Annotated in this window: 11 protein-coding genes; 9 read left to right on the top strand and 2 right to left on the bottom strand. The window is 73.6% G+C overall.

Annotated features, from left to right (window positions below; all coding sequences use genetic code 11):
* The first annotated feature begins 9 nt into the window (after nt 1-9).
* Nucleotides 10-744 carry a hypothetical protein gene (locus tag ACZ4K2_RS23135; RefSeq protein ID WP_467469262.1) on the top strand — a complete coding sequence of 245 codons (735 nt, stop codon included), beginning with the start codon at nt 10-12 and terminating at the stop codon, nt 742-744.
* On the opposite strand, the gene ACZ4K2_RS23130 is transcribed toward ACZ4K2_RS23135, so the two are convergent.
* Entirely contained in the window at nt 684-1,448 is a 765-nt protein-coding gene (locus ACZ4K2_RS23130) for a hypothetical protein (RefSeq protein ID WP_467469260.1), read from the bottom strand. The two genes, ACZ4K2_RS23135 and ACZ4K2_RS23130, sit on opposite strands and share 61 nt — an antisense overlap.
* Before the next feature lie 60 nt (nt 1,449-1,508).
* Between ACZ4K2_RS23130 and ACZ4K2_RS23125 the strand changes: the two genes are divergently transcribed.
* The 8 genes from ACZ4K2_RS23125 (at nt 1,509) to ACZ4K2_RS23090 (ending at nt 13,300) form a co-directional block, all read left to right on the top strand.
* Nucleotides 1,509-2,294: an adenosylcobinamide-GDP ribazoletransferase gene (locus ACZ4K2_RS23125; RefSeq protein WP_467469258.1), complete on the top strand. Its 786-nt coding sequence runs from the start codon at nt 1,509-1,511 to the stop codon at nt 2,292-2,294.
* 349 nt (nt 2,295-2,643) lie between these two features.
* The gene (locus ACZ4K2_RS23120; protein ID WP_467469256.1) at nt 2,644-4,179 is read left to right on the top strand and encodes a leucyl aminopeptidase; all 1,536 of its coding nucleotides are present in this window, start codon (nt 2,644-2,646) and stop codon (nt 4,177-4,179) included.
* 334 nt (nt 4,180-4,513) lie between these two features.
* On the top strand, nt 4,514-5,902 hold the full coding sequence (gene lpdA / locus ACZ4K2_RS23115; RefSeq protein WP_467469254.1) for a dihydrolipoyl dehydrogenase: 1,389 nt from the start codon (nt 4,514-4,516) through the stop codon (nt 5,900-5,902).
* Between the two features lie 63 nt (nt 5,903-5,965).
* Nucleotides 5,966-7,828 carry a 2-oxoglutarate dehydrogenase, E2 component, dihydrolipoamide succinyltransferase gene (gene sucB, locus ACZ4K2_RS23110; protein ID WP_467469253.1) on the top strand — a complete coding sequence of 621 codons (1,863 nt, stop codon included), beginning with the start codon at nt 5,966-5,968 and terminating at the stop codon, nt 7,826-7,828.
* Between the two features lie 207 nt (nt 7,829-8,035).
* A complete protein-coding gene (locus tag ACZ4K2_RS23105; RefSeq protein ID WP_467469251.1) occupies nt 8,036-8,659 on the top strand; it encodes a GntR family transcriptional regulator in 624 nt (207 codons plus the stop codon).
* A gap of 271 nt (nt 8,660-8,930) precedes the next feature.
* Entirely contained in the window at nt 8,931-11,633 is a 2,703-nt protein-coding gene (gene aceE, locus ACZ4K2_RS23100; RefSeq protein ID WP_467469249.1) for a pyruvate dehydrogenase (acetyl-transferring), homodimeric type, read from the top strand.
* Nucleotides 11,634-11,739: 106 nt separating this feature from the next.
* Entirely contained in the window at nt 11,740-12,723 is a 984-nt protein-coding gene (locus ACZ4K2_RS23095; RefSeq protein ID WP_467469247.1) for a helix-turn-helix transcriptional regulator, read from the top strand.
* 58 nt (nt 12,724-12,781) lie between these two features.
* Nucleotides 12,782-13,300: a DUF4240 domain-containing protein gene (locus ACZ4K2_RS23090; RefSeq protein ID WP_467469245.1), complete on the top strand. Its 519-nt coding sequence runs from the start codon at nt 12,782-12,784 to the stop codon at nt 13,298-13,300.
* Between the two features lie 36 nt (nt 13,301-13,336).
* On the opposite strand, the gene ACZ4K2_RS23085 is transcribed toward ACZ4K2_RS23090, so the two are convergent.
* Nucleotides 13,337-13,657 carry a hypothetical protein gene (locus ACZ4K2_RS23085; protein ID WP_467469243.1) on the bottom strand — a complete coding sequence of 107 codons (321 nt, stop codon included), beginning with the start codon at nt 13,655-13,657 and terminating at the stop codon, nt 13,337-13,339.
* Between the last annotated feature and the right edge of the window lie 113 nt (nt 13,658-13,770).

Raw genomic sequence — 13,770 nt, 5'->3', positions numbered from 1 at the left:
GGACGCTCGATGGGAACGCTCGCCCGCTGGGCCCGCGCCGAATGGGGGCCGCTGTACGCCGCCGTACGCGGCCCGCTGCGCGCCCGCGGTCTGCCGGCGGCCCCGATGACGTGCGCGGCGGTCGCCCTGACGGCGTGCCTGCAGTACGCGCAGAACCAGCCGTGGGGTTACCTGCCCGTCCAGGACCTGGGCACGGTACGGGCCGCGGATCCGCTGTGGCAGGCCCTGCTGCGCACCCCCCTGTCGCTGTTCGTGCCGGCGCCGGACCTGCCGGTGTGGGGCGCGCTGGCGCAGGTCCTGCTGGTGTTCGGGATCGCCGAGGTGTGCCTGGGCCGGTGGCGCACGCTGGCCGTCGCCTACGCCGCCACGCTCGCCGGGACCCTGTACGCGCGCCTCGGGATCTCCCTCGGGCCGCACGCCCCGTTCGGGCTGCCGTGGACCGACGCGTGGGTGGTGGACACCGGCCCGTCGGCGGCGGTCGTCGGGCTCGCGGTGTTCGTGGGCTGGCGGTACGGGGCCTACGCGACGGCGGGCGCGGTGACGGCGGCCATGGTCGTCGAGGTGCTGCTGAAGGAGAACCTGGCGGGCAAGGAGCACCTGGCCGCGCTGACGGCCGTGGGCCTGCTGTGCCTGGGGACGGCCCTGCGGTACCGGCACGGGGACCGGCCGCGCCCCGCCCGCCCTCAGCGCTTGTCGGGCAGGTGCGCGGGGCGGGGGTCGGGCTTGCCGCCGATCCAGTCCTGAACGGCGCGGCGCGGCCGTTCCCAGCGGCGGTCGTGCCGGTAGGCGCGCAGGGCCGCCTTGGCGCGGGCGCGGGGGCGGCCGCCGTAGAAGCGGCGGGCCCACGGGGAGCCGGGGCGGGCGAGCCGGACCGCGCCGACGGCCGCGACCAGCGGCACGATCGCGCCGATGACCGCGATCCGGGTCTTGCCCTTGCCGAGGGCGACGAGCGCGAAGACGAAGTTCCCGGCGATGGTGGCGGTGGCGCTGCCGCGGTCCTGGAGCTCCTGCTGCGTCAGGTCGCTGACGCCGAACGGCGAGAAGCCGGCCAGCAGCAGTCCGACGAGGGCGGCGGTGAGCACGACGGCCTCGACGCTCTTGCGGCCCTCCGCGCTCCAGTAGACGTCGTCGAGGTGCAGGATCAGCGCGAACTCGTCCAGGACGAGGCCCGCCCCCGTGCCGAAGAGCACGGCCGCGACGGCACCGCCGGCGCCGTGCCGGTCGCTGGCGACCGCGCCGAAGCCGCCGACGACGGTGAGGACGACCCCGGGGACGACGTGGTGGATGTGCAGCCCGCCCGCCCTGACGTTGCCGAACGGCCCCCGGCCGGCGCGGATCAGCCGGGTGATGACGCGGGTGACGACGAAGGTCAGCACGAAGGCCCCGAGGGCCAGGAGCAGCGGGAGTTTGCCCGGCTCGATGATGTTCCGCAGCCACCAGTGCCCCATATGCGCACCTTATCCCCGGGTGCGGGCGGGGGCCCCGGAACCGCCGGGTAACCTGCGCCGGTGCTCAAGTCCTCCCCCACCGACGGTCTCCGCTTCGCCTTCGGCACGCTCACCGTGCTGCCCGTCCGGGTGCGCCGCTGGGACCGGGAGGCCGCGCGCGCCGGAATGCTGAGCGCCCCGGTGGCCGGACTGGCCGTCGGCGGCTGCGCGGCCGGGCTCGGCCTGCTGCTGCTCGCCCTCGGCGCCGGCCCGCTGCTCGCCGCGGTCGCCTCGGTGGCGGTGCCCGCCGCGCTCACCCGCGGGCTGCACCTCGACGGGCTCGCCGACACCGCCGACGGGCTGGGCAGCGGCAAGCCCGCCGAGGACGCCCTGCGGATCATGAAGCAGTCGGACATCGGGCCGTTCGGCGTACTCACCCTCGTCCTGGTGCTGCTGGCCCAGACGGCCGTGCTGGCGCAGCTCTACGGCGCCTCGTGGGCGCGGGGCGCGCTGGCGGCCGTGGTCTCGGCGGTCGCTGCCCGGATCGCGCTCACCCTGGCCGCCCGCGCCGGGGTGCCGGCCGCCCGCCCGGAGGGGCTGGGGGCGGCCGTGGCCGGGGTGGTGCCGAGGGCGGCCGCGCTGGCCGTCACGGCGGCCGGGGTGGCGGCGGCCGGGGCGGCGGGCGCCTGCCTCGGCGGGTACGACGCGCTGCGGACGGCCGCCGCGACGGCCGTCGGCGCCGCCGTCGCCGAGCTGCTGCTGCGGCGCTGCGTGCGGCGGTTCGGCGGGGTGACGGGCGATGTGTTCGGGGCGGTGGCGGAGACCGCCGCGACCGCCGCGCTCGCCCTGCTGGCGCTCGGCCGCTGACCGGCCCGGGCCCGTCGGCGGGGGTCCGCGCGGCCATCCCGGGACCGTCCCACGGGTCCGCGCGCCTCCCGCGAACCGGTGGCCGGGGTGCGGCGGAACCCGGCGGGCGCGCCCCCGGCCGCCCGGGCACAGGGGCCGGAAATGGCCGCGTCGCCACGCCTGGGTGAACACCCGAAGGAATGAGCGAACCGACGCACGCGCGTAGTCTCGTCCCGGGGGTTCGCCGACAGGGTGAAGGCCCCGGTTGCCACCTGTCCCCAGGCCTGGACCTAGGGTCGGCTCTCGGGCCCGGTCGACCCACCCCATTTCGGCCACCGCAACTTCACATCGGAAGCGAGATCTCACCACCGTGACTGCTCTGACTCTCAGCACCTCCGCGGCGCCCGGCCTGCGGGCCGACGCGATCGTGATCGGTGTCGCCAAGGGCGCCCAGGGGCCCGTCGTCGCGCCGGGCGCCGAAGCCGTGGACAAGGCGTACGACGGCAAGCTGGCCGGCACCCTGGAGACGCTCGGCGCCTCGGGTGCCGAGGGCGAACTGACGAAGCTGCCCGCGCCCGCCGGGTTCAAGGCTCCGCTCGTGATCGCCGTCGGCCTCGGCCCGGTGCCCGACGCGGACGAGGACGGCGGCTACGACGCCGAGGCGCTGCGCAAGGCCGCCGGCCTGGCCGCCCGCGCGCTCACCGGGTCCAAGAAGGCGGTGTTCGCGCTGCCCGTGGACGGTTCCGGCGCGCTCGGCGCGATCGGCGAGGGCGTCCTGCTCGGCGCGTACTCCTTCGACGCCTACAAGGGCGAGGCCGCCGGCAACGGCAAGGCCGGGAACGGCAAGGCGCCGCTCGCCGAGGCCGCGCTGCTCGGCGGCAAGCCGCGCGACGCCGCCCACAAGGGCGCGCTCGCCCGCGCGGCCGCGGTCTGCGAGGAGCTGAACCGCGCCCGCGACCTGATCAACATGCCGCCGAACGACCTCACCCCCGCCGCCTTCGCCGGCATCGCGCAGACCGCGGCCAAGGAGCACGGCGTCAAGGTCCAGGTGCTCGACGAGAAGGCCCTGGTCAAGGGCGGTTACGGCGGCATCCTCGGGGTCGGCGGCGGCTCCGAGGCCGCCCCCCGCCTGGTGAAGCTGTCGTACAAGCACCCGAAGGCGGACAAGCACCTGGCGTTCGTCGGCAAGGGCATCACCTACGACTCGGGCGGCATCTCCCTGAAGCCGGCCGGCCACAACGAGACGATGAAGTGCGACATGAGCGGTGCCGCCGCCGTGTTCGCCGCGGTCGTCGCCGCCGCCCGCCTCGGCCTGCGGGTGAACGTCACCGGCTGGCTGGCGCTCGCCGAGAACATGCCGTCCGGCTCCGCCTTGCGCCCGGGCGACGTGCTGCGCATGTACAGCGGCAAGACGGTCGAGGTCCTCAACACCGACGCCGAGGGCCGGCTGGTCCTCGGCGACGCGCTGTGGGCGGCCTCGCAGGAGAACCCGGACGCGATCGTGGACGTCGCCACGCTGACCGGCGCGATGATGCTCGCCCTCGGCAGCCGGACGTTCGGCGTCATGGCCAACGACGACGCGTTCCGCACCACGCTGCACGAGGCGGCCGAGGAGGTCGGCGAGCCGGCCTGGCCGATGCCGCTGCCGGAGCACCTGCGCAAGGGCATGGAATCGTCCGTGGCCGACATCGCGAACATGGGCGAGCGGTGGGGCGGCGGCCTGGTCGCCGGCCTGTTCCTGCGCGAGTTCGTGGGCGAGGGCATCACCTGGGCGCACCTCGACATCGCCGGCCCGGCGTTCAACGAGGGCGGCCCGTTCGGCTACACGCCCAAGGGCGGCACCGGCACCGCCGTGCGCACCCTGGTCCGGCTGGCCGAGCTGACCGCCGAGGGCGACCTGGGCTGAGCCGTCCGGCTCCCCCGGCACGGCGTCGGCGGGGGCGCGGGGACCGTTCGTACGGCTCCCCGCGCCCCCGCGCCGGCCGTCGGCGGCACCCGCGCCGCGGGCCGCGGACCGGCCGCGGCCCCGCGCCCCCGGCCCGCGCGCACCCCCGTTCCGGCGCGAACGTGGGGTGTCTCACACTCCAGCCCGGCGTCTCGTCCGCCCCGAACAAGTGCAAAGATGGAGCCCGGCAGGACAGGGCCCCCACCCAAGGGCCGAAGCATCGAGCGGCCGGACACCAGCCGCCAGCCGGTCATCGCCGACCGGCGTACGGCGCACATGCATGGAGGAACGTGACGTGGCGAACGACGCCAGCACCGTTTTCGACCTAGTGATCCTCGGCGGTGGTAGCGGTGGTTACGCCGCGGCCCTGCGCGGGGCGCAGCTGGGTCTGGACGTCGCCCTGATCGAGAAGGACAAGGTCGGCGGCACCTGCCTGCACAAGGGTTGCATCCCCACCAAGGCCCTGCTCCACGCCGGGGAGGTCGCCGACCAGGCCCGCGAGAGCGAGCAGTTCGGCATCAAGGCCACCCTGGAGGGCATCGACGTCCCGGCCGTCCACAAGTACAAGGACGAGGTCATCTCGGGCCTGTACAAGGGCCTCCAGGGTCTCATCGCCTCCCGCAAGGTGACGTACATCGAGGGTGAGGGCCGGCTGTCCTCCCCCACCTCCGTCGACGTCGACGGCCGGCGTGTCCAGGGCCGCCACGTCCTGCTGGCGACCGGCTCCGTGCCGAAGTCGCTGCCGGGCCTGGAGATCGACGGCGACCGCATCATCTCCTCCGACCACGCCCTCGTCCTGGACCGCGTGCCGAAGTCCGCGATCATCCTGGGCGGCGGCGTCATCGGCGTCGAGTTCGCCTCCGCGTGGAAGTCCTTCGGCTCGGACGTCACGGTCATCGAGGGCCTGAAGCACCTCGTCCCGGTCGAGGACGAGAACTCCTCCAAGCTCCTGGAGCGCGCGTTCCGCAAGCGCGGCATCAAGTTCAATCTGGGCACGTTCTTCCAGAAGGCCGAGTACACCCAGGACGGTGTCAAGGTCACCCTGGCGGACGGCAAGGAGTTCGAGGCCGAGATCCTGCTCGTGGCCGTCGGCCGCGGCCCGGTCTCGCAGGGCCTGGGCTACGAGGAGCAGGGCGTCGCGATGGACCGCGGCTACGTCCTGGCCGACGAGTACATGCGCACCAACGTCCCGACCATCTCCGCCGTCGGCGACCTCGTCCCGACCCTCCAGCTCGCGCACGTCGGCTTCGCCGAGGGCATCCTGGTCGCGGAGCGCCTGGCCGGCCTGAAGGTCGTCCCGATCGACTACGACGGTGTTCCGCGGGTGACGTACTGCCACCCGGAGGTCGCCTCCGTCGGCATCACGGAGGCCAAGGCCAAGGAGGTCTACGGCGCGGACAAGGTCGTCTCCGTCAAGTTCCCGCTCGGCGGCAACGGCAAGAGCCGGATCCTGAAGACCGCGGGCGAGATCAAGCTCGTCCAGGTCAAGGACGGCGCCGTGGTCGGTGTCCACATGGTCGGCGACCGCATGGGCGAGCAGGTCGGCGAGGCTCAGCTGATCTACAACTGGGAGGCCCTGCCGTCCGAGGTGGCCCAGCTCATCCACGCCCACCCGACGCAGAACGAGGCCCTCGGCGAGGCGCACCTGGCGCTGGCCGGCAAGCCCCTCCACATGCACGACTGACGCTTTCCGTCTTCGGGCGCGACGACACAGACTTCCGCAATTTCGTTAGGAGCAACCGAAACCATGGCGGTTTCCGTAACCCTTCCGGCGCTCGGCGAGAGCGTCACCGAGGGCACTGTCACCCGCTGGCTGAAGGCCGAGGGCGAGCGCGTCGAGGCCGACGAGCCGCTGCTCGAGGTCTCGACCGACAAGGTCGACACCGAGATCCCCTCCCCGGCCGCCGGTGTGCTGGCCTCCATCAAGGTCGCCGAGGACGAGACCGTCGAGGTCGGCGCCGAGCTGGCCGTCATCGACGACGGCACGGGTGCGCCCGCTGCCGCCCCGGCCGCCGAGTCCGCTCCGGCCGCCGAGCCGGCCCCGGCCGCCGAGCCGGCCCCCGCGCCTGCCGCCGAGGCCCCCGCCGCCGAGGCCCCCACCGAGGCTCCGGCGCCCGCCGCCGAGGCCGCCCCGGCCGGTGGCGCCGAGGGCACGGACGTGGTCCTGCCCGCGCTCGGCGAGTCCGTCACCGAGGGCACCGTCACCCGCTGGCTGAAGTCGGTGGGCGACTCCGTCGAGGCCGACGAGCCGCTGCTCGAGGTCTCCACGGACAAGGTCGACACCGAGATCCCGGCGCCCACCGCGGGTGTGCTGCTGGAGATCGTGGTCGGCGAGGACGAGACCGCCGAGGTCGGCGCCAAGCTCGCCGTCATCGGCGCCCCGGGTGCCGCCCCGGCCGCCGAGGCCGCCCCCGCCGCCCCGGCTCCGGCCGCCGAGGCCCCCGCGGCTCCGGCGCCCGCTCCGGCCCCGGCCGCCGAGGCCCCGGCTCCCGCCCCGGCCCCGGCTCCCGCGCCTGCTCCGGCCCCGGCTCCGGCCCCGGCTCCGGCCGCCGCCGCGCCTGCCGCCGCCCCGGCCCAGCCCGAAGTGCCGGCCCCGGCGCCCGCCCCGGCTCCGGCGCCCGCCCCGGCCCCGGCTCCGGTCACCCCGGCCACCGCGCCGACCTCCCCGACCGCCACCCAGGCGACCGACGAGGGCGCGTACGTCACCCCGCTGGTGCGCAAGCTCGCCGCCGAGAACGGCGTCGACCTGGCCGGCGTCAAGGGCACCGGCGTCGGCGGCCGCATCCGCAAGCAGGACGTCCTCGCCGCCGCCGAGGCCGCGAAGGCCGCCCCGGCTCCGGCCGCCGCCCCGGCCGCCGCGAAGAAGGCCCCCGCGCCGGAGGCCTCCCCGCTGCGCGGTCAGACCGTCAAGATGCCGCGGATCCGCAAGGTCATCGGCGACAACATGGTCAAGGCGCTGCACGAGCAGGCGCAGCTGTCGTCGGTCGTCGAGGTCGACGTCACCCGTCTGATGAAGCTGCGCGCCCGGGCGAAGGACTCCTTCGCGGCCCGCGAGGGCGTCAAGCTCTCCCCGATGCCGTTCTTCGTCAAGGCCGCCGCGCAGGCGCTGAAGGCCCACCCGGTCATCAACGCCAAGATCAACGAGGCCGAGGGCACGATCACCTACTTCGACTCCGAGAACGTCGGGATCGCGGTGGACTCCGAGAAGGGCCTGATGACCCCGGTCATCAAGCACGCCGGCGACCTCAACATCGCGGGCATCGCCAAGGCCACGGCGGAGCTGGCGGGCAAGGTCCGGGCCAGCAAGATCACCCCGGACGAGCTGTCCGGCGCGACCTTCACGATCTCCAACACCGGCTCGCGCGGCGCGCTGTTCGACACGATCATCGTGCCGCCGGGTCAGGTCGCGATCCTCGGCATCGGTGCCACGGTCAAGCGCCCGGCCGTCATCGAGACCGAGGAGGGCACGGTCATCGGCGTCCGCGACATGACCTACCTGACCCTCTCCTACGACCACCGTCTGGTGGACGGCGCCGACGCGGCCCGTTACCTGACGGCCGTCAAGGCGATCCTGGAGGCGGGCGAGTTCGAGGTCGAGCTCGGCCTCTGACCTTCCCCCTGATCGGGCAGTACGGCACCCCGTCCGGAGCTATTCCGGGCGGGGTGCTCGTGTTTGTCGGCACACTGAGCGTGTAAGGCTCGTCTCACCTGCGCAAAAGCATCCCCATGCGCCCTGCCCGCGCCACGTACCGGCCGTATTGTCTAAACGTCAAAGCCCCCGGGGGCCGCAGGCCGGCCCCTCCCTAAGGAGCCCCTCATGACCGCGCCCGTCGTCCACTCGCTGCGCGAGCAGATCCGCGAGCACATCGTGGAGGGAATCGTCAGCGGGCGCTGGCAGCCGGGTGAGCGCATCGTGGAGCGCCGGATCGCCACCGAACTGGAGGTCAGCCAGACCCCGGTCCGGGAGGCCCTGCGCGAGCTGGAGACCCTCCGCCTGATCGAGTCCGCCCCGAACAAGGGCGTACGCGTTCGCAATCTGACCGCGGCCGATCTGGAGGAGAGCTACCCGGTCCGGGCGGGCCTGGAGGCCATCGCCGCGGAGCTGGCGGCCGAACGCCTCGCGGAGGACTGCTCGGCCCTGGAACCGCACGTGGCGGCCCTGTACGAGGCCGACCGCGACGCCGACGGCACCGCCCAGGTCCGGCACACCGTCGGCTTCCACCGCGAGCTGGTCCGGGCGGCCGACAACTCGGTGCTGCTGCACACCTGGGAAGGGCTGGGCATCGAGGTCTTCACGGCGCTGTCGATCCGCTGGCTGGGCACGGTCCAGCAGTCGTACGCGGAGGAGCACGAGGAGCTGGTGCAGGCGTTCAAGCGCCGGGATCCCCGGATCGCCGAGCTGGTGAAGGCGCACGTCCTGGGCTGCGCGCCGCGCGCCTGACCCAGTCGAGCGCCCCCTCGCTCACCTGGGAAAACAGGGCGAAAGCTGATCAAATTCACGGCACCGGGTGCCTGTCGGCCAGGCACCCGGTGCCGACTTTCTCGGAATCGAGAGGTTTTGCCCCTCAACCCTTTGATCGATCATCGATCAGGGAGTTACAGTCGCCGACGGACTCCTACCGAGGTCCGCTGCCCTGTCCTGCCAAAGACACAAGGGCACCCCTGAACCCTTACCGATGAGGGAACCCCCTTCGACTGAGGAAGGCGGCGACATGACCGACCCCAACGCCATCCAGCCGAGCGCGCTCGACCAGCTCCCGGACCGCGACCCCGAGGAGACCGCCGAGTGGCGGGCCTCCCTCGACGCCGTCGCCAGGGAGGCCGGGCCGCACCGGGCCGCGTACCTGATGCGGCGGACGCTGGAGCGCGCCGAGGCGGGCGGCATCGCGCTGCCGAAGCTCCTCGAGACGGACTACGTCAACACCATCCCCACCTCCGCCGAGCCCGGCCTGCCCGGTGACCCGGAGATGGAAGCCCGCATCACCGCCTGGAACCGCTGGAACGCGGCGGCCATGGTGACCCGCGGCAGCAAGCACGGCGTCGGCGGCCACATCGCCACCTTCGCCTCCGCCGCCTGGCTGTACGAGACGGGCTTCAACCACTTCTTCAAGGGCAAGGAGGGGGACGGCTCCGGCGACCAGCTCTACATCCAGGGCCACGCCTCCCCCGGCATCTACGCCCGCGCCTTCCTCGACGGCCGTCTGAACGAGGCGCACCTGGACAACTTCCGCCAGGAGGCCGGCGGCAACGGCCTGCCGTCGTACCCGCACCCGCGCCGGCTGCCCTGGCTCTGGGAGTTCCCGACCGTCTCCATGGGCCTCGGCCCGCTGTCGGCGATCTACCAGGCGCGCTTCAACCGCTACCTCACCAACCGCTCCATCAAGGACGTCTCGGCGTCCCACGTGTGGGCGTTCCTCGGCGACGGCGAGATGGACGAGCCCGAGTCGACGGCGGCCCTCGCGCTCGCCGCCCGTGAGGAGCTGGACAACCTCACCTTCGTCATCAACTGCAACCTGCAGCGCCTCGACGGCCCGGTCCGCGCCAACTTCAAGATCGTGCAGGAGCTGGAGGCCCAGTTCCGCGGCGCCGGCTGGAACGTCATCAAGACGCTGTGGGGCACGGCCTGGGACGAGCTGTTCCAGCTCGACACCACCGGCGCGCTGGTACGCCGGCTGCGCGAGGTACCGGACGCGCAGATCCAGACGTACCAGACCCGCGGTGCCGCCTACATCCGCGAGGACTTCTTCGGCAAGGACCCGGCGCTCGCCGACATGGCGAAGCTGCTGAGCGACGACAAGATCCTCGAGTGCTTCCACCTGTCCCGCGGCGGCCACGAGGCCCGCAAGGTCTACGCCGCGTACAAGGCCGCCGTCGAGCACAAGGGCGCGCCGACCGTGATCCTGGCCCAGACGGTCAAGGGCCACACCCTCGGCGAGGGGTTCGCGTCGAAGAACGCCAACCACCAGATGAAGAAGCTGACGGTGGACGAGTTCAAGACGATGCGCGACCTGCTGGAGCTGCCGATCAAGGACAGCGACTTCACCGACGGCGTGGTGCCCTACGGCCACCCGGGCGCCGACTCCCCCGAGGTCCGCTACCTCCAGGAGCGCCGCGCGGCCCTCGGCGGTCCGGCCCCGGCCCGCCGCACGCAGCCGCTGCCCGCGCTGCCCGCCCCCGCCGAGAAGGCGTTCGCCTCCTTCGACAAGGGCTCCGGCTCGCAGAACGTGGCCACCACGATGGCCTTCGTCCGTCTGGTCAAGGACCTGGTCCGGGACAAGGAGACGGGCAAGCGCTGGGTGCCGATCGTCCCCGACGAGGCGCGCACCTTCGGCATGGAGAGCCTCTTCCCGTCCCTCGGCATCTACTCGCCCAAGGGCCAGACGTACGAGCCGGTCGACCGCGACCAGCTCATGTACTACAAGGAGGCCAAGAACGGCCAGATCCTCAACGAGGGGATCACCGAGGCCGGTTCCATGGCCGACTTCATCGCCGCGTCCAGCGCGTACGCGACGCACGGCGAGGCGATGATCCCGTTCTACATCTTCTACTCGATGTTCGGCTGGCAGCGCACCGCCGACCAGATGTGGCAGCTCGGCGACCAGCTCGGCCGCGGCTTCCTCGTCGGCGCGACGGCGGGCCGGACGACCCTCACCGGTGAGGGCCTCCAGCACGCCGACGGCCACTCCCCGGTCATCGCCGCGACCAACCCGGCCGCGCTGACGTACGACCCCGCGTTCGCCTACGAGATCGCGGTGATCGTCCGGGACGGTCTGCGCCGGATGTACGGCGAGGCGAAACCGGGCGAGGACCAGAACGTCTTCTACTACCTGACGGTCTACAACGAGCCGATGCCGCAGCCGGCGAAGCCGTCCGGGCTCGGCATCGACGAGGGCATCGTCAAGGGCCTGTACCGCTTCAACACGGCCGAGTCCGCGGGCGTGAGCGCTCCGGCCAACGCCCCGCGCATCCAGCTCCTGGGCTCCGGCACGGCGATCCACTGGACCCTGGAGGCGCAGAAGCTGCTCGCCGAGGAGTGGGGTGTGGCCGCCGACGTGTGGTCCGCGACCTCCTGGTCGGAGCTGCGCCGGGACGCGATGGAGGCCGACGCGGCGCTGCTGCGCGGCGAGGAGCGGGTGCCCTACGTCCGCCAGGCGCTCCAGGGCGCCGAGGGCCCGGTCCTCGCGGTCTCGGACTACATGCGCCAGGTCCCGGACCAGATCGCGCAGTGGGTCGAGCAGGACTGGTCCTCGCTGGGCGCCGACGGCTTCGGCCTGTCGGACACCCGTGAGGCCGCCCGCCGCCACTTCGGCGTCGACGCGCAGTCGATCGTCGTCGCGGCCCTGGCCCAGCTCGCCCGGCGCGGCGAGGTCAAGGCGACGGCGGTGAAGGAAGCCCGCGAGAAGTACGGGCTGTAGTCACCGGGTTCGGAGAAGTCGGGGAGGGGGGACGGCGGCCGCCGTCCCCCCTCCCCGACCTTCCCCGACGGTTCTTCCGGCAGTGCCTCCCGGCATGATGAGGGGCATGCGTGCCGCCCGCCTGATCAAGATGGTGCTCCTCCTCCAGTCCCGCCCGGCCATGACCGCCGCTGAGCTGGCGCGGGAGCTGGAGGTATCGGAGCGGACCGTGACGCGGGACGCGCAGGCGCTGTCGGAGGCGGGGGTGCCGGTCTACGCCGACCGGGGGCGGGCCGGCGGGTACCGGCTGGTCGGCGGGTACCGGACGCGGCTGACCGGACTGGCCAGGAGTGAGGCCGAGGCGCTGTTCCTGAGCGGGGTGCCGGGGGCGCTGCGGGAGATGGGCCTGGAGGACGCGGCGTCGGCGGCCCGGCTGAAGGTCTCCGCCGCGCTGCTGCCCTCGCTGCGGGACGCGCCGGACACGGCCGCCCGGCGGTTCCACCTGGACGCGCCCGGCTGGTTCCGGGAACCGGAGACGCCCGCGCCGCTGCCGGCGCTCGCCGAGGCGGTGTGGGACGACCGGTGCGTGACCGCGCGGTACCGGCGCACGGACGGCGAGGTGGAGCGGCGGCTGGAACCGTACGGGCTCGTGCTGAAGGCGGGCGTCTGGTACCTGTGCGCGCGGGTCGCCGGGAGCGGTGCCTTCCGTACCTACCGCATCGACCGGTTCACCGCGGTCGGCCCCGGCGGGGAGCGCTTCGACCGCGACCCGGACTTCGACCTGGCCGGGTTCTGGGCGGACCAGGCCGAGCGGTTCGCCCGGTCGATCCTGCGCGCCGAGGTCGTCGTACGGCTCTCCCCGGAAGGCGTGCGGCGCCTCCCGCACACCGTCGACCCGCTCGGCGCGCGGGAGGCGCTGGCCGGGGCGGGCGCGCCGGACGCGGCGGGCCGGGTGACGGTGACGCTGCCCGTGGAGTCCGAGGAGGTCGCGCACGCCCAGCTGACGGCACTGGGGCCGGAGGCGGAGGTGCTGGCGCCGGCCGGGCTGCGGGAGCGGTTCGCGGCGGACGCGGCCCGGACCGCCGCGCTGTACCGCCGTACGGAGGGCTGACGGTCGGGCCCGCACTCCGGGTGCGTCCCACCGGCCGAGGCCCGATGCTGGAGCCGTGATGGACGAGACGGAGTTCTGGGAGCTGATCGACGCCAGCCGCGAGGCCGCCGACGGCGACCCCGAGGAGCAGGCCGACGTGCTCGTGGCCCGGCTCCTGCGGCTGGACCCGGAGCGGGTGCTGGACTTCGGCCGTCACTTCGAGGCCCGGTACAACCGCGCCTACCGCTGGGACCTGTGGGGCGCGGCCTGGCTGCTGCTGGACGGGTGCAGCGACGACGCGTTCGACTTCTTCCGGTGCTGGCTGATCGGCCAGGGCCGGGAGGTCTTCGAGGGCGCGCTGCACGATCCGGACGCGCTGGCCGGGCTGCTCGGCGAGTTCGACGAGGAGATCGACGGCGACGGCGAGGAGCTGGGGTACGCGGCGGACGAGGCGTACGAGCAGCTGACCGGCACCGTCGCGCCCGACCTGGGCATCCCCCCGGCCCCGGCCGAGCCCGAGGGCACGGCGCTCGACCTGGAGGACGACCGCGCGCTGGCCCGGCGGTTCCCCCGCCTGTGGGAGCGCTTCGGAACCTGACCCCGGCCCCGGGCGCGTGCGGGGACGCGCCTTGCGTCAGTGCCACCTGTCGTAGGCGACGAGCACGGCCCTGATGCCGTCCTCCCAGCTCTCGAAGACCCCCCGGAGCATCGTGAGCGACACCGGCGGCTCCGTGTCCACACCGTCCATCACGAAGGGGTTGCAGAGTTCGCCCGACGTCCCGGTCCCGACCACCTGCCCCACCCTGGTGAACCCGCAGTCCCCCGGGTCCGGATCGGTGCACACGAAGACGTAGACCTCCACGTCGTCCTCGTCGGGCGAGACCAGGAACAGGCCTCGCCGCTTCACCTCGTCCCGCATGCGGCGATCGATCTTCGACACGTCCAGGGATGCCATCGCCCCACTCCGTCCGGTCTGCCGGGGCCACCCGGGCGGTGGCCGATGACAGTGTGGGCCGCGGGGAGGAACGGCGACAACAAGCCTGCGCCAAGTCGGCCGGAACGGGCCCG

This window comes from Streptomyces sp. NPDC025833 (assembly GCF_055558055.1).
Note: the sequence above shows the minus strand (reverse complement) of the source record. Positions and strands in the feature narration are given on the sequence as shown.